The following is a 14,489-nucleotide window of genomic DNA, read 5'->3' as shown; positions in this document are numbered from 1 at the left end:
GTCTCGGCCAGCATGTCGTTGTACCCCGACTCGCCGACGATGTCCGGCTCCCGGATCTCCACGTCGAGCTTGTCGAAGACCGAGTAGAAGTAGATCTTCGACTCGTCCACCAGCCGCTGCCAGACCGCCCGCGTCTCGGCGTCGCCGGACTGGAGGTCGACCACCCTGCGGCGGGCGCGCGCCTTGAACTCCGCGTCGGAGTCGAAGAGGGCGCGCGATGCCTTGTAGACCCGGCTGAGGCTGGACCTGGCCTCCTCGCCGGCCGCCTGTCCGCCCTTGTGCGCCAGTCCGTCCGGGTGCTCCAGGAGGTACTGGACGAGCATGCCGAACTGAGTACCCCAGTCGCCGATGTGGTGGCGCCGGATCACCGTCTCGCCGGTGAATTCCAGGAGCCTGGTCACCGAGTCGCCGATGACGGTGTTGCGCAGGTGGCCGACGTGCATCTCCTTCGCCACGTTCGGCTGCGCGTAGTCGATGACCGTGGTGCCGGGGGCGTCGGCGAACGGCACTCCGAGCCGGTCGGTGTCCGCGGCGCGTGCCGCGAGGTTCTCCGTGATCGCCCGGTCGGAGACGGTGATGTTCACAAAGCCCGGGCCGGAGACCTCGACGTCGCCGATCACGTCGCCGATGGCGATCCGGGAGACCAACTGCTGGGCCAGCTCGCGGGGGTTCGCCTTCGCCTTCTTCGCCAGCGCCAGGACCCCGTTGGCCTGGAAGTCGGCCCGGGAGCCTCGTCGCAGCAGCGGGTCCGCACCGGCCGCCTCCGGCAGGGTGGCCGAGAGGGCGGACGCGAGGCGCTGGTGCACGTGCGACGTGAGGGAGGGGACCGAGGTCATGTGAGCTTCCGTTTCGTGCGGCGGCGTGGTCGTGGATGACGGTTGCGACCGACGTGACTTGGGCATCGAGCCCGATGCAGTATCACATGGGACCGGCTTCCGGGTCCGGCTCGGCGTGGGCGCCCGGAACTGTCAGGCCACGCGGACCCCGGCGAGCAGCCTCACCTGGTCCCGCGGCCCGGCACATCCCCGACGGCTTCTCAGGGATCGCTAGGCGAGTGGCCTGGGCTGGGTCAACTCGTCGTAAACGCTGAGCACTTGGGCGACCGTCTCGTCCTCGGTCGGCCAGCCCGCGGCCTGCCGCACGCCCAACTCGCGTAGTTCCTCGCGACGTTCGGGATCGGCGAGGAGCCGTACGACGGTGGCCGCGAGCGCCTCCGGGTCGCCGTACGGAACGAGTTCGGCCGCGTCGCCGACTAGGTCGGGGATGCCGCCGACCCGGGTGGCAACGAGCGGCACGCGCGCGTGCAGCGCCTCCTGGGCGAGGACGGACCGTGACTCCCAACTGCTCGTCAGCAGCGCCAGATCGGCGGCGGCGAGCAGCTCGGGCACGTCCTCGCGGCGGCCGATGAGCCGCACCGGCAGCCCCTCGTCCTCGATCCGCCGCTGCAGCGCCGGGCGCTGCGGTCCTTCCCCGGCGATGACGAGGAGCGGCACGGGGTCGAGGTCGAGCCAGGCACGGGCCGCGTCCAGCAGGGCGTCGTAGCCGCGGTGCCGGTCGAGGGAGCCGACCGCGATGAGCAATGGGCGGCCGGTGGCGCCGAGTTCGGCCCGGACCTTGGGACGCAGCCGGTCGGGGTCGTCGAGGACGACGGGCCGGCGCTGTCCCGGCAGGCCGACGGCGGCGAGCCGGGCGTCCCGCGCCCCCGTGCTGCGGGCCCGGTCCACCAGGTCGGAGCTGGTGCCGAGGACCACGGACGCCGTGCGCACCACCCGTCGCTCCAGCAGCCGCAGGAACTGCGCCCGCGCGCCCTGTGCCTGGGCCCGGTCGTGCCAGGTGACCACCAGCGGGGTCCGCCGGCCGCTGAGCGCGAGCACGGACCGGAAGGAGGCATGCAGCCCGTGCGCGTGCACCAGGTCGGCGTCCGTGCAGGCCGCCCGCAGCGCGGCCACGGAAGCCGGGTCGCTGCTGCGCGGCACGTGCACATGCTCGGCACCGGCGCCGGTGAAGTCGTAGGCGCGGTCGGCCTCGACGGGGGCGCACACCGTGACCCGTACGCCCCTCGCCACGAGCCCCTCGGCCAGCGAGCGCACATGCGCGCTGCTGGCGGCGTTGCCTCCGCCCAGCACCTGCACGGTGCGCAGCGTCGACTGGCCGTGCGGCGCGTTGCTGCTCAGGGGGCTCACGGGGCCGGGGCTCCTGGTTCGACGTGGGCGGTCACGAGGAAACGTACAGAAGGTAGCGGGCTCACGGGGGCTGACGGACGTACCCCGCGCGCCTACCGCGCGGACCGTGTTCCCTCAAGCATGCCAGGGCGATGGGCCGTTACGGGAAATCCGGCGGGCGCACCGTGCGGCGGGCCAGGGCAATGCACCGGAGCACGTCACCCACACGGGTGAGGGAAGCCGGCCCGGCCGACCGCGGTACGACCGCGTCCGGCGAGGTCAGAGGGTCACAGTGAGCGCGCCCACGCGCTGACCCGGTCGCCGTACACGGCGACGGCCACGACCGCGACGGCGTGCGCCAGCAGACCGGAGCGCCGGTTTCCGGCCACGACGGCCGCCCCCAGCGCCGCGCCGAGGGCGTGCGCCCCCGTGTCCCCGATCATGGCGCGCTCCGCGAGGTCGCCGGGCAGGACGGCCGCGGCCGCGCCCATCGCGGCGGCCGACAGCCCGGCCCCGGGTCCCTTGCGCAGCAGCCCCGGCGCGCCGAGCGCGAGCACCGCGCCGGCGGCTCGCCCGGGCCGTACGTCGACGAGGTTCACGAAGTGCGCCGTACCGGCGATCACGCACCCGGCGAGGAACTTGTCCAGCGGCCGCTCCTTCAGGAGCGCTCCCGCGACCAGCGCGGCGGCCGAGATCCCGAACAACTTCACAGCCCCGCTGGTGACTTCGCCGTCTCTCAGCGCCCCGAGATGCGCCCGGAAGCCGCGCCGGGTGTCGCCGGAGAGGTAGCCGGCGACGTCGTCGTACGCCCCGCAGGCGCCGGCGGCGAGCACAGCGGCCCCGGCGGCGGGATGCACCCGGGCGGCGCAGAGCGCCACGCCGACGGCGGAGGCGGGCCCGGCGTACAGCTCGACGGTCCGCCCGGCGTAGTTCTGGCGCTCCCAACGCGCCCGCGAACCCGGCGCGTTACGGCGCAGGACGGCGATGCCCGCCCCGGTGACGGCCGCGGCCGGCGCGAAGGCGCCCGCCCGGCCCCTCACCCGTCCGCCCGGGCCGTCGCCAGCAGTTCCTCGGCGTGCGCGCGGGCCGTCTCGGAGTCCTCCTGGCCTGCCAGCATCCGGGACAGCTCGCGGATCCGCTCCTCGCCCTCCAGGACCTTCACGCCGGACCGGGTGACCGATCCGTCGTTGGTCTTCTCCACCAGCAGCTGCCGGTCGGCGAAGGCGGCGACCTGGGGCAGGTGGGTGACCACGACGACCTGCGCGGTCCTGGCGAGCTTCGCGAGACGCCGCCCGATCTCGACCGCGGCCTTGCCGCCGACACCGGCGTCGACCTCGTCGAAGAGGTAAGTCGGCACGGGGTCCGTGCGCGCGAACACGACCTCGACGGCGAGCATCACGCGGGACAGTTCACCGCCGGACGCGCCCTTGGCGATGGGCCGGGGCGGCGCGCCCGGGTGCGGGGCGAGCAGCAGCTCGACCTCGTCCACGCCGGACGGCCCGTACGCCACCGCACGCCCGCCGACCTCGACGCCCTCCGGGTCCTCGGTCTGCCGGATGGCGAAGGACACGCGCGCGTGGGGCATCGCGAGCGAGGCCAGCTCGGCCGTCACGGCGGCGGCGAACCGCTCGGCGGCCTCGGCCCGCGCGTCCGTCAACGCCTGGGCGAGTCCGCCCAGTTCGGTGCGGAGCGCGTCCCGCTCGGCGGTCAGCTCCTCAAGCCGCTCGTCGTCGCCGTCCAGCTCGGTGAGCCGGGCGGCACTCTGCTCCGCCCACGCCAGTACGGCGTTGATGTCGTCGCCGTACTTCCGCGTGAGCGCGTTCAGGGCCGCCCTGCGCTCCTCCACGGCGGCCAGCCGCAGGGGATCGGCGTCGAGGTCGTCGGCGTACCCGGCCAGCTCCCCGGCGACATCGCCGAGCAGGATCCCGATCTCGCCGATCCGGTCGGCGAGGGAGGCCAGCGCCGGATCGTGCGACCGCACGGCCTCCAGCGCCCGATGGGCCCCCGCGACCAGAGTCGAGGCGTCGATCCCCTCGGGGTCCTCGGGATTGCCCGCGAGCGCGGCGTGCGCGGCCGTCGCGGCGGACGACAGCGCCTCCGCGTGCCCCAGCCGCTCGGCCTCCTCGGAGAGCTCGACGTCCTCGCCGGCCCGTGGCTCCACGGCGGCGATCTCCTCAAGGCCGTACCGCAGCATGTCGGCTTCCTGCGCCCGCTCACGCGCGCGCGTGGTGATCTCCTCCAGCTCGGCGGAGACGGCCCGCAGCCGGCGGTAGGCCTCGGTGTACTTGGCGAGCGGCACGGCGACGGCGTCGCCCGCGTACCGGTCCAGGGCCTGCCGCTGTCTGGACAGCTTCAGCAACCCCTGCTGGTCGGTCTGCCCGTGCACGGCCACCAGGTCGTCGGCCAGCTCGGCGAGCAGCCCGACCGGCACCGAACGCCCGCCCAGATGGGCCCGGGACCGGCCCTCGGCGGAAACGGTACGGCTGATCAGCAGGGACCCGTCGTCCAGCTCGGCCCCGGCCTCCTCGGCGCGTACGACGGCGGCGGAGTCCGCCGCGACGCTGACCCGCCCCTCCACGACCGCCTTCTCGGCCCCGATCCGCACGAGCGCCGGGTCCGCCCGCCCACCGAGCAGCAGCCCCAGGCTGGTGACCACCATGGTCTTGCCCGCACCTGTCTCACCGGTGACGGCGGTGAACCCGGGCGACAGCTCGACGACGGCATCGTCGATGACCCCGAGCGACCGTATCCGCATCTCCTCCAACACGGAACAGACCATACGAGGTCCGGGGCGGCGAGTGCACACAGGCCGCTCTTTCTAGTGAGGCGCCCCCCGCCATCCCGTGGTCGGCAGGGCGAACTTCGCCACCAGCCGATCGGTGAAGGACGAGTGATGCAGCCGAGCCAGCCGCACCGGCACGGCCCCCCGCCGCACCTCCACCCGCGCCCCCGGCGGCAACTCCACCGTCCGCCGCCCGTCGCACCACAGCACCCCGGGCGAGATGTGCGGCAGCACCTCCACGGCGAGCACCGAATCCGGGGACGTGACCAGCGGCTTGGCGAACAGCGCGTGCGCACTGATCGGCACCATCAACAACGCCTCCACCTCGGGCCACACCACGGGCCCGCCCGCGGAGAACGCGTACGCCGTGGACCCGGTGGGCGTGGACAGGATCACCCCGTCGCAACCGAACTCCGACACCGGCCGCCCGTCGATCTCCAGCACGACTTCCAGCAGCTTCTCGGCGCCGGCCTTCTGCACGGCCGCCTCGTTCAGCGCCCAGTCCGTGTGCACGATGTCCCCGTTGCGGTGCACGACGACGTCGACGGTCATCCGCTCCTCGACCTCGTACGACCGCGCCACCACCCGGTCGACCACCCGGTCGAGGTCGTCCCGCTCGGCCTCCGCGAGGAACCCCACCCGGCCGAGGTTGACGCCGAGCATCGGCACCCCGGAGGCCCGGGCGAACTCCGCCCCCCGCAGCAGCGTGCCGTCGCCGCCGAGCACGATCAGCAGCTCGCAGCCGTCGAGGCACTGCGGAGTCGCCTCCTTGACCAGCACCACCTCGTCCGGCAACGGCAGGTCGCACGCCTCCTCCTCCAGCACCCGCACCCCGATGTCATGCCGCAGCAGGCCCTTGACGACGAGTTCCGCACTGCGGATCGCCGCGGGCCGCCCGGTGTGGGCGAGCAGGAAAACAGTACGCGCCAGGTTCTGTGTCAACGCGGCCCCTCCGCCACTGCACGGTCGACGTCGGCCGGGTCCACCTGGGGTGCCCCCGCCCGCAGCCAGAGAAAGTACTCCACGTTCCCCGAGGGCCCGGGCAGCGGACTGGCGGTGACTCCCCGCACCCCGAGCCCCAGCTCCCAGGCCTTCTCGGCCACTGCCCGTACGGCCTCCGCCCGCAGCTGCGGACTCCGTACGACACCCCCGCTGCCGAGCCGCTCCTTCCCCACCTCGAACTGCGGCTTGACCATCATCACCAGGTCGGCGTCCGGCTTCACGCACCGCTTCAGGGCCGGCAGCACCAGCCCGAGCGGAATGAAGGACAGATCGCCCACGACAAGATCCACAGGTTCCCCATCGATCGCGTCGAGCGTCAACTCGCGTACGTTCGTACGGTCCTTGACGGTGACGCGTTCATCGCTCTGGAGAGACCAGGCGAGCTGGCCGTAGCCGACGTCGACGGCGACGACATGGGCGGTACCCGCGCGCAGCAGGACATCGGTGAAGCCACCGGTGGACGCGCCGGCGTCCAGCGCGCGCCGGCCCTCGACCACGAGTCCCTGCGGGACGAAGACCTGCAGCGCGCCGGCCAGCTTGTGCCCGCCCCGGGAGACGTAGTCGGGGTCACTGTCGTCGTCCTGGACGACGATCGCGGCGGCCGTCTCCACCTGGGTGGCCGGCTTGGTCGCCACGGTCTTGCCGACGGTGACCCGCCCGGCGGCGATCAGCTGGCTGGCGTGCTCACGCGAACGCGCGAGCTTCCGGCGGACCAGCTCCGCGTCCAGACGACGGCGTGCGACTCCTGCCACGTTCGGTTCAGCTCCTGCTCTGGTGGTACGACGTCGGGGGACCGGGAGGTCCCGGGCGGGCGTCGAGCGCGGTGAGCGCGTCGCGCAGCCCTCCGTGTACATCCTCGTACACCTCGACATGTCCGTCGGTGGCGAGGTGGTCGGCGTCGGCCAGCCGCTGCAGCTGGGCGTCGACCTCGGCGTTGCCGGTGGGGGTGCGCGGGACGTTCAGGGGGGCGGGCGCGGCGGGCTCGTACGCCTCCGGCGCCTCCAGCGCCTCCTGCACCGAATCCTGCGGGGTCTCCGTCTCCGGAACCGAGTCGTTCATGCCCCGACGCTACCCCGAACCGCTGGGGTACCGTCGTGGGCGATGGCCACGATCGAGGAGTGCCGCGCCGCGCTGGGAAAGCTTTCGGACAACATGCAGGGCGCCGAGGGCGATGTGGGCGCGGCCGCCGCCCTGGACCGCTCGGTGAGCTGTCACATCACCGATCTGGAGGTCACCTTCACCGGCCGGATGACGGGCGGCCGGATCGAGGTGGACGGCACACACTCCGGCCCGCCGCCGGAGAGGGCGCAGATCAGGCTCGCCATGGCCGGGGACGACCTGGTGTCCCTGGTGGCCGGCGAGCTGAACTTCGCGACCGCCTGGGGCACGGGCCGGGTGCGGCTGGAGGCGGGCCTGCTGGACCTGTTCCGGCTCAGGAAGCTGCTGTGACCTTCCTCAGGAAGCCGCCGTGACCCGCTCCTCCTCGTGTGCCTCGGCTGCCTTGTCCGCCTGCTCCGTCCGTGCCTTGCGCGCGGCCGGCACCACCAGCGGGGTCCCGGTCTCCGGGTCGTCGATGATCTGACAGCGCAGCCCGAACACCTGCTCCACCAGCTCGGCGGTGACGATGTCGTTCGGCGCGCCCTCGGCGATCACCTCGCCGCCGCGCAGGGCGATGAGGTGGGTGGCGTAGCGGGCCGCGTGGTTGAGGTCGTGCAGGACGGCGACCAGGGTGCGGCCCTGGGTCTCGTGCAGTTCGGCGCACAGGTCGAGGACGTCGATCTGGTGCTGGATGTCCAGGTAGGTGGTGGGCTCGTCCAGGAGCAGCAGCGGGGTCTGCTGGGCGAGCGCCATGGCGATCCACACCCGCTGCCGCTGCCCGCCGGACAGCTCGTCCACGTACCGGTCGGCCAGCTCGGCGACCCCGGTCTGCCGCATGGATTCCTGTACGACCCGCTCGTCCTGCACCGACCACTGGCGCAGCAGGCCCTGGTGCGGGTAACGGCCGCGGCCGACCAGGTCGGCGACGGTGATGCCGTCGGGCGCGATGGACGACTGCGGCAGCAGGCCGAGGGTCCGTGCGACCTTCTTGGCGGGCATCGACTGGATGACCTGCCCGTCGAGCAGGACCCGGCCCTCGCTCGGCCTGAGCATCCGCGACAACGCCCGCAGCAGCGTCGACTTGCCGCACGCGTTCGGGCCGACGATCACCGTGAAGGAGTTGTCGGGGATCTCCACCGACAGCTGCTCGGCGATGACGCGCTGGTCGTAGGCGAGGGTGACGTTCTCGGCGGACAAGCGGTTCACAGTGCTCCTCTTGCTGACTGACTCGGGGACGGCGCTCATATCCGGCCCGCCCTGCGCTCGGTGACCAGCAGCCACAGCAGATAGCCGCCGCCGAGGACTCCGGTGACCACGCCGACGGGCAGCTGGTCGGCGCCGAAGGCCTGCTGGGAGGCCCAGTCGGCGGCGACCAGCAGGGCGGCGCCCATGCACAGGGAGGGCACCAGGTTCGGGCCCGGCGAGCGGGTCAGGCGCCGGGCGAGCTGCGGCGCGGTGAGCGCGACGAAGCTGACGGGTCCGGCGGCCGCGGTGGCGGCCGCGGTGAGCAGCACGGCGGACACCATCAGCACCAGCCGGACGCGCTGTACGCGCACCCCGAGGGCGTTCGCGACGTCGTCGCCCATCTCCATCATCCTGAGGCCGCCCGCGCCCGCGAGGACCACCGGAACGAGGACCGCGCACAGGGCGAGCAGCGGCCAGACCTGGTCCCAGTCGCGGCTGTTGAGGGAGCCGGTCATCCACACGACCGCGCGGGCCGCGTCGACCAGGTCGGCCTTGGTCAGCAGATAGCCGTTGACGGCCGTGGCGATCGCGGAGACGCCGATGCCGACCAGGACCAGCCGGTATCCGTGCACGCCCTGCTTCCAGGCGAGCAGATAGATGGCGAGGCCGGTCGCCAGGCCACCGACCAGGGCGCCGAGGGTGACCTGTGTGGTGCTGCCGGACATCAGCACGATCACGACCAGCGCGCCGGCCGTCGAGCCCTGGGACAGGCCGAGGACGTCCGGGCTGCCGAGCGGGTTGCGCGAGACGGACTGGAACAGGGCGCCGCCGAGGCCGAGCGAGGCGCCGACCAGCAGGCCGACCAGGACCCGCGGCAGCCGCAACTCGTCCACGATGAAGTCCTGGTAGGCGTTGCCGTTCCCGGCGAGGGTCCGGAGCACATCGGCCGCCGGGATCTTCGCGTCACCGGTGCCGATCAGCGCGACACCCGCGGCGCAGGCGGCGACCAGCAGCAGCACGACGACGATGAGAGCCCGCAGGTCGAGGCGCAGGGAGAGCCCACCGGGGGTGCGTACGGCCCGGTTCATGGATCGGGTCTTCACAGCTGGGCCGTCCTCCGCCGTCGTACGAGAAAGATGAAGACCGGGCCACCGATGATCGCGGTGACGATGCCGACCTGGAGTTCCGAGGGGCGGGCCACGACCCGGCCGATGACATCGGCGCCGAGCAGCAGCACCGGCGACAGGACCGTCGCGTACGGCAGGATCCAGCGCAGGTCGGGGCCGGTGAAGGAGCGCACGACGTGCGGGACCATCAGGCCGACGAACACGATCGGACCGCAGGCGGCGGTCGCGGCCCCGCAGAGCACGGTGGCGGCGAGCATGGCGAGCGCACGGGTGCGGTTGAGGTTGGCGCCGAGGGCGCGGGCGGTGTCGTCGCCCATCGCGACGGCGTTCAGCGGCCGGGCCAGCCCGAGCGCCAGGACCGTGCCGGCCGCGAGGAACGGCAGCACCTGCACGATGGTCGAGTGGGTGGCCGAGGCCAGCGAACCCACCGTCCAGAAGCGCATCTTGCCCAGCGCCGCGTCATCCATGATCATCACGGCCTGGAGATAGCCGTACAGGGCCGCGCTGACCGCCGTACCCGCGAGCGCGAGCCGTACCGGGGTGGCACCCCTGCTGCCGCCGAGGAACCACACCAGCGCGCCTACCGCGGCCGCCCCGACGAAGGCGAACCACACATAGCCGGTGAGGCTGGTGACGCCGAAGCAGGTGATGGCCGTGACGACGGCGGCGGAGGCGCCCGCGTTGATCCCGAGCAGTCCGGGGTCGGCCAGCGGATTGCGGGTGAGTGCCTGCAGCACCGCGCCGGAGAGGCCGAGCGCGGCACCGGCGAGCAGGCCAAGGACCGTGCGCGCGAGCCGCTCGTCCACGACGACGTCGCCGTATCTCCCGGTGTCATGGAACAGGCCGTGCCAGACCTGGTCCAGCGACAGGGCTTTCGCCCCGATCGCGATGCTCGCCAGAGCGACGAGCACCAGGATCGCGACGGACAGCAGGAGCCCAAGGGCCCTTGCCGCCCGGCGGGTTGGAGGCGCGGGGGCGGTCTCCGCGCGCTGTTCCGGAGGACTGTCGACCAACACCAGGTTAGGTTAGCCTACCCTCGCTACCGAGCACGATCCCCGGGGTCACCCCACAGCTCTGGATGCCCGGAGTCCGCCTCACAGCCCCGATCCCGCGACCGGGCTCCCTCGTCACAGCCTCGATCCCGGCGACCCGGCTCCCCGACACAACCCCAACCCCGGCGACCCGGCTCCCCGACACAACCCCGGCGACCCGGCTCCCCGACACAACCCCAACCCCGGCGACCCGGCTCCCCGACACAACCCCAACCCCGGCGACCCGGCTCCCCGACACAGCCACGGCCACCGGGACCAGGCTCCCCGACACAGCCACGGCCACCGGGACCAGGCCCCTCCTCACAGTCCGAGTCGCGCCAGCGCCTTCCCCCCGTCCAGCTCACAGGAGCCCTTCCCGGCCGCCGTCCAGGCCGCCGCGCACAGGGCCCGCAGCCCGTCCAGCGGCTCGCCGTCGCCTTCCAGTTCCAGTCGGTCTGCCCCGGCCTTCGCCGTGAACCCGCCGCAGCGGAAGCCATCACCGTCCGCCGTGACCTCCGGCTGCCCGGTGAGCAGCCCGCGCAGATCCGCGTCCACGAACGTCGGCCGGTGCCGCGGCGGCGCCGCGAGCAGCTGGGCGCCGTCCGTGACACCGGTCAGCACCAGCAGCGAGTCGACGCCGCCGTTGAAGGCGCCCTCGATGTCCGTGTCCAGCCGGTCCCCGACCACCAGCGGCCGCTTGGCGCCGGTGCGGATGATCGTCTCCTTGTGCATCGGCGGCAGCGGCTTCCCGGCCACCTGCGGCTCCTTGCCGGTCGCGATCCGTACGACCTCCACAGCCGCGCCGTTGCCCGGCGCGATGCCCCGCCCACTGGGAATCGTCAGGTCGGTGTTGGACGCGAACCACGGCACCCCGCGCGCGACCGCGTACGACGCCTCCGCGAACCGGCCCCAGGTCAGATCCGGCCCGCCGTACCCCTGCACGACCGCCGCCGGATCGTCGTCCGCCGACTCCACGGGGGTCAGCCCCCGCTCGCGCAGCGCCACCCGCAGCCCCTCGCCGCCGATGACCAGCACCCGTGCCCCGGCCGGCACCTGCTCGCTGATCAGCCGCGCGACCGCCTGCGCGGAGGTGATGACGTCATCCGGCCCCGTCGGTATGCCCAGCTCGGTCAGATGCCCGGCCACCGTGTCCGGGGTCCGCAGCGCGTTGTTGGTGACGTACGCCAGATGCAACCCTCCTGAGCGCGCCACCGCCAGCGAGTCGACCGCGTACGCGATCGCGTTCCCACCCGCGTACACCACCCCGTCCAGATCGAGCAGCGCCGTGTCGTACGCCTCGCTCAGGGGCTGCCCACTGCCCTCGGGCCTCGTCCTGACCGCCTGGCTCATTCCACATCGCTCCTCGTCCAGTGACCTTCAATGGCGTTCAAAGGCCTTTCCCTCGATCATCCCGCACGCCACTGACACACGTACGATGCCCTGATGAACACTGCAGGTCACTCGGAAGCAACGGCGCACCGGGGCCTGGAACTCACCCCGTTCCGTGGCCTTCGCTACGACCCCGACCGGGTCGGCAGCCTCGCCGCCGTCACCTCCCCGCCGTACGACGTCGTCGTACGCCCCGACGGGGTGCACCACCTCCAGTCCGCCGACCCGCACAACATCGTCCGCCTGATCCTCCCCCAGGCCGGCACCCCGAGCGCCAGCACTGAACAAGCCGCCCACACCCTGCGCCGCTGGCTGGACGAGGGCATCCTCGCCGCCGACCCGGAGCCCGGCCTGTACGTCTACGAGCAGCACGACGGGGGCGGCATGCTCCAGCGCGGCGTCATCGGCGCCCTGCGCGTCTCCGCGCCCGCGGAGGGCGTGGTGCTGCCGCACGAGGACGTCATGCCGCCCGTGGTCGCCGACCGCGCCGCCCTGATGCGCGCCACGCGCGCGAACCTCGAACCACTGCTGCTGACCTACCGCGGTGACGGGACCGCGGCCGAGGTCGTCGAACGCACGGCGGAGAAACCCCCGCTCCTGGCCACGACCACCGAGGACGGCTTCCACCACCGCCTGTGGTCCATCACCGACCCCACCGACGTGGCCCGCATCCAGTCCGACCTCGCCCACCAGCAGGCCCTGATCGCGGACGGCCACCACCGCTGGGCCACCTACCTGCGGCTGCGCGCCGAGCACCCCTCCCCCAGCCCCTGGGACCACGGCCTGGTCCTGCTCGTCGACACCGCCCGCTACCCGTTGCGCGTCCGCGCCATCCACCGCCTGCTGCACCACCTGCCGGTCGCCGACGCTCTCACGGCTGTGGAGGGCCTGTTCCGGACACAGCGCCTCGACACACCGCTCACCGAGGCTCTGGCGGCCCTCGCGGACGCGTCCTGCGCGGGCAACGCCTTCCTGCTGGCCGGCGACGGCGCCTTCCACCTGCTCGATTGCCCCGATCCGGACCTGCTGGCCCGGACGATCCCGGCCGACCGCCCGGCCGCCTGGCGCTCCCTGGACGCCACGGTCCTGCACACCACGCTCCTCGACCACGTCTGGCACATCCCCGAGGACTCCCCGGCCCATATCGCCTATATCCACGACACGGCCGCGACGGTCGCCAAGGCGGAACGCGACGGGGGTACGGCGGTCCTGATGCACCCCGTCCGCGAGGAGGTCGTACGCGACCTGGCCCGCCACGGCGTGATGATGCCCCGCAAGTCGACCTCGTTCGGCCCGAAGCCGGCGTCCGGGCTGGTGCTGCGGGCACTGGAGATCTGAGCCGTCCCGGCCCCGGAACGCGAAAGAGGGCAGGCCCCCGGGGAGCCTGCCCTCTTCGTCTCATCTCACCGACTACACGTCAGTCCTCGTCGCCGTCCTTCTGTGAGGCGTTCCCGGACTCGCCCTCGCCCTCGCCCTCGTTCTCGTTCTCGTCCAGCGCGTCGACGAACTCCACGCCGTCCAGCTCCGCGAGCCGGTCGGAGGCGTCCGTGCTGCCGTCCCGGTCGGCCTCCACGGCCTTGGCAAACCACTCCCGCGCCTCGCCCTCACGGCCGACAGCCAGCAGAGCGTCGGCGTAGGCGTAGCGCAGGCGAGCGGTCCACGGCTGGACCGAGTTGGAGGCCAGTTCCGGGCTCTGCAGGGTCACGATGGCGGCGTCCAGCTGGCCCATGTCACGCCGGGCACCGGCCGCGACGAGCCGCATCTCGACCTGACCGGCCTTGTCCAGCTTGTGCACCTCCGGGGCGCCGGCCATGTCCAGCGCCCTCTCGGGCCGGCCGAGCCCACGCTCGCAGTCGGCCATCACCGGCCAGAGCTCCACGGTGCCGGTCATCCGCCGCGCGGCCCGGAACTCGGCAAGGGCCTCGCTGTACTTCTGGTTGGCGTACGCGGCGAACCCGGCAGCCTCGCGCACAGCGGCCACACGGGACGCCAGACGCAGGGCCACCCTGGAGTAGCCGTAGGCGCCCTCGGGGTCCTCGTCGATGAGCCGCGCGACCATCACCAGGTTCTTGGCGACGTCGTCCGCGAGCGTCTTGGGCAGGCTCTGCAGCTCCTGCCGTACGTCCTTGTCGATCTCGTCACCGGTGACATCCTCCGGGATCGGCAGCCGCTTGATCGGCTCGCGGTCCCGATCGCGGTCGCGATCCCGGTCCCGCTCGTCGCGGAAGCGGCCACCGCCGCGCCGGTCGTCACGACGGTCGTCCCGCCCCCGGAACCCACCGGGCCGACCACCGCGGTCGTCCCGACGGGGCCCACGCGCACCGCGGTCGTCCCGGCCCCGGAACCCACCGCGGTCACCCCGGTTGTCGTCGCGGCGGAAACCACCGCGGTCGTCACGACGGTCATCGCGCCGCTCATCACGGCGGTCGTCGCGGCGGTCGCCGTGGGCGCCACTGCGGTCATCGCGCCGGCCGTAGCCGCCACGGTCGTCGTCACGGCGGAAGGCCGGACGGTCCCCGCCCCGGTCATCCCGACGATCGTCACGCCGGAAGCCACCGCGGTCGTCACGACGGTCGTCACGGCGCGGCCCACGGTCACGGTCGTCCCGCTGGAACGCCGGACGCTGACCCCGCTCACCCTCACGACGGTCATCCCTACGGCCGTAGCCACCACGGTCACCACGGTCGCCGTAACCGCCACCACGCCGGTCATC

14 protein-coding genes are annotated in these 14,489 nt (G+C 73.0%); 2 read left to right on the top strand and 12 right to left on the bottom strand.

Annotated features, from left to right (window positions below):
* The 7 genes from argS to AV521_RS45725 all read right to left on the bottom strand — a co-directional run.
* The coding region (argS, locus tag AV521_RS45755; RefSeq protein WP_076097877.1) for an arginine--tRNA ligase at positions 1-836 on the bottom strand (836 nt) is incomplete at its 3' end.
* Between the two features lie 210 nt (positions 837-1,046).
* The gene (locus tag AV521_RS45750; protein ID WP_076097876.1) at positions 1,047-2,183 is read right to left on the bottom strand and encodes a glycosyltransferase family 4 protein; all 1,137 of its coding nucleotides are present in this window, start codon (positions 2,181-2,183) and stop codon (positions 1,047-1,049) included.
* A gap of 266 nt (positions 2,184-2,449) precedes the next feature.
* Positions 2,450-3,202 carry a hypothetical protein gene (locus tag AV521_RS45745; protein WP_076097875.1) on the bottom strand — a complete coding sequence of 251 codons (753 nt, stop codon included), beginning with the start codon at positions 3,200-3,202 and terminating at the stop codon, positions 2,450-2,452.
* On the bottom strand, positions 3,199-4,941 hold the full coding sequence (gene recN / locus AV521_RS45740; RefSeq protein WP_179023904.1) for a DNA repair protein RecN: 1,743 nt from the start codon (positions 4,939-4,941) through the stop codon (positions 3,199-3,201). Before recN ends, AV521_RS45745 begins: the two co-directional genes overlap by 4 nt.
* Positions 4,942-4,980: 39 nt before the next feature.
* Positions 4,981-5,886: an NAD kinase gene (locus AV521_RS45735; RefSeq protein WP_076097874.1), complete on the bottom strand. Its 906-nt coding sequence runs from the start codon at positions 5,884-5,886 to the stop codon at positions 4,981-4,983.
* Positions 5,883-6,698 (bottom strand): TlyA family RNA methyltransferase, encoded by an 816-nt coding sequence (locus AV521_RS45730; protein ID WP_076097873.1) that lies wholly within the window; start codon positions 6,696-6,698, stop codon positions 5,883-5,885. The genes AV521_RS45735 and AV521_RS45730 overlap by 4 nt, the downstream gene beginning before the upstream one ends.
* A gap of 7 nt (positions 6,699-6,705) precedes the next feature.
* Complete coding sequence (locus AV521_RS45725) at positions 6,706-7,005, bottom strand: hypothetical protein (protein ID WP_076097872.1); 300 nt, start codon at positions 7,003-7,005, stop codon at positions 6,706-6,708.
* Between the two features lie 42 nt (positions 7,006-7,047).
* Between AV521_RS45725 and AV521_RS45720 the strand changes: the two genes are divergently transcribed.
* Positions 7,048-7,395, top strand: coding sequence for a sterol-binding protein (locus AV521_RS45720; protein ID WP_076097871.1), 348 nt, complete (start codon positions 7,048-7,050; stop codon positions 7,393-7,395).
* Positions 7,396-7,401: 6 nt separating this feature from the next.
* Here AV521_RS45720 and AV521_RS45715 read toward each other — a convergent pair whose 3' ends face one another.
* The 4 genes from AV521_RS45715 to AV521_RS45695 all read right to left on the bottom strand — a co-directional run bounded on the left by AV521_RS45715 (position 7,402) and on the right by AV521_RS45695 (position 11,737).
* On the bottom strand, positions 7,402-8,289 hold the full coding sequence (locus AV521_RS45715; RefSeq protein WP_179023902.1) for an ABC transporter ATP-binding protein: 888 nt from the start codon (positions 8,287-8,289) through the stop codon (positions 7,402-7,404).
* The gene (locus AV521_RS45710; RefSeq protein WP_107481201.1) at positions 8,286-9,317 is read right to left on the bottom strand and encodes an iron chelate uptake ABC transporter family permease subunit; all 1,032 of its coding nucleotides are present in this window, start codon (positions 9,315-9,317) and stop codon (positions 8,286-8,288) included. The genes AV521_RS45715 and AV521_RS45710 overlap by 4 nt, the downstream gene beginning before the upstream one ends.
* 11 nt (positions 9,318-9,328) lie before the next feature.
* The gene (locus tag AV521_RS45705; protein ID WP_076097868.1) at positions 9,329-10,372 is read right to left on the bottom strand and encodes an iron ABC transporter permease; all 1,044 of its coding nucleotides are present in this window, start codon (positions 10,370-10,372) and stop codon (positions 9,329-9,331) included.
* Between the two features lie 336 nt (positions 10,373-10,708).
* Positions 10,709-11,737, bottom strand: coding sequence for an HAD-IIA family hydrolase (locus AV521_RS45695; protein WP_076097866.1), 1,029 nt, complete (start codon positions 11,735-11,737; stop codon positions 10,709-10,711).
* 93 nt (positions 11,738-11,830) lie between these two features.
* Between AV521_RS45695 and AV521_RS45690 the strand changes: the two genes are divergently transcribed.
* Complete coding sequence (locus AV521_RS45690) at positions 11,831-13,114, top strand: DUF1015 domain-containing protein (protein WP_076097865.1); 1,284 nt, start codon at positions 11,831-11,833, stop codon at positions 13,112-13,114.
* A gap of 79 nt (positions 13,115-13,193) precedes the next feature.
* On the opposite strand, the gene AV521_RS45685 is transcribed toward AV521_RS45690, so the two are convergent.
* Positions 13,194-13,943, bottom strand: a complete 750-nt coding sequence (locus tag AV521_RS45685; protein WP_076097878.1) for a tetratricopeptide repeat protein — start codon at positions 13,941-13,943, stop codon at positions 13,194-13,196.
* Positions 13,944-14,489: the final 546 nt, after the last annotated feature.

The sequence above is a fragment of the Streptomyces sp. IMTB 2501 genome (genome assembly GCF_001953885.1).
Classification (GTDB): Bacteria; Actinomycetota; Actinomycetes; order Streptomycetales; family Streptomycetaceae; genus Streptomyces.
The sequence above is the reverse complement of the archived record's forward strand: the minus strand, read 5'-3'. Positions and strand labels throughout refer to the sequence as shown.

Excerpts from the sequence above, each read along its gene's own strand:
- AV521_RS45690 (WP_076097865.1), top strand. The coding sequence starts at position 11,831 with ATGAACACTGCAGGTCACTCGGAAGCAACGGCGCACCGGGGCCTGGAA.
- AV521_RS45720 (WP_076097871.1), top strand. The coding sequence starts at position 7,048 with ATGGCCACGATCGAGGAGTGCCGCGCCGCGCTGGGAAAGCTTTCGGAC.
- recN (WP_179023904.1), bottom strand. The coding sequence starts at position 4,941 with ATGGTCTGTTCCGTGTTGGAGGAGATGCGGATACGGTCGCTCGGGGTC.
- AV521_RS45725 (WP_076097872.1), bottom strand. The coding sequence starts at position 7,005 with ATGAACGACTCGGTTCCGGAGACGGAGACCCCGCAGGATTCGGTGCAG.
- AV521_RS45710 (WP_107481201.1), bottom strand. The coding sequence starts at position 9,317 with ATGAACCGGGCCGTACGCACCCCCGGTGGGCTCTCCCTGCGCCTCGAC.
- AV521_RS45695 (WP_076097866.1), bottom strand. The coding sequence starts at position 11,737 with ATGAGCCAGGCGGTCAGGACGAGGCCCGAGGGCAGTGGGCAGCCCCTG.
- AV521_RS45715 (WP_179023902.1), bottom strand. The coding sequence starts at position 8,289 with ATGAGCGCCGTCCCCGAGTCAGTCAGCAAGAGGAGCACTGTGAACCGC.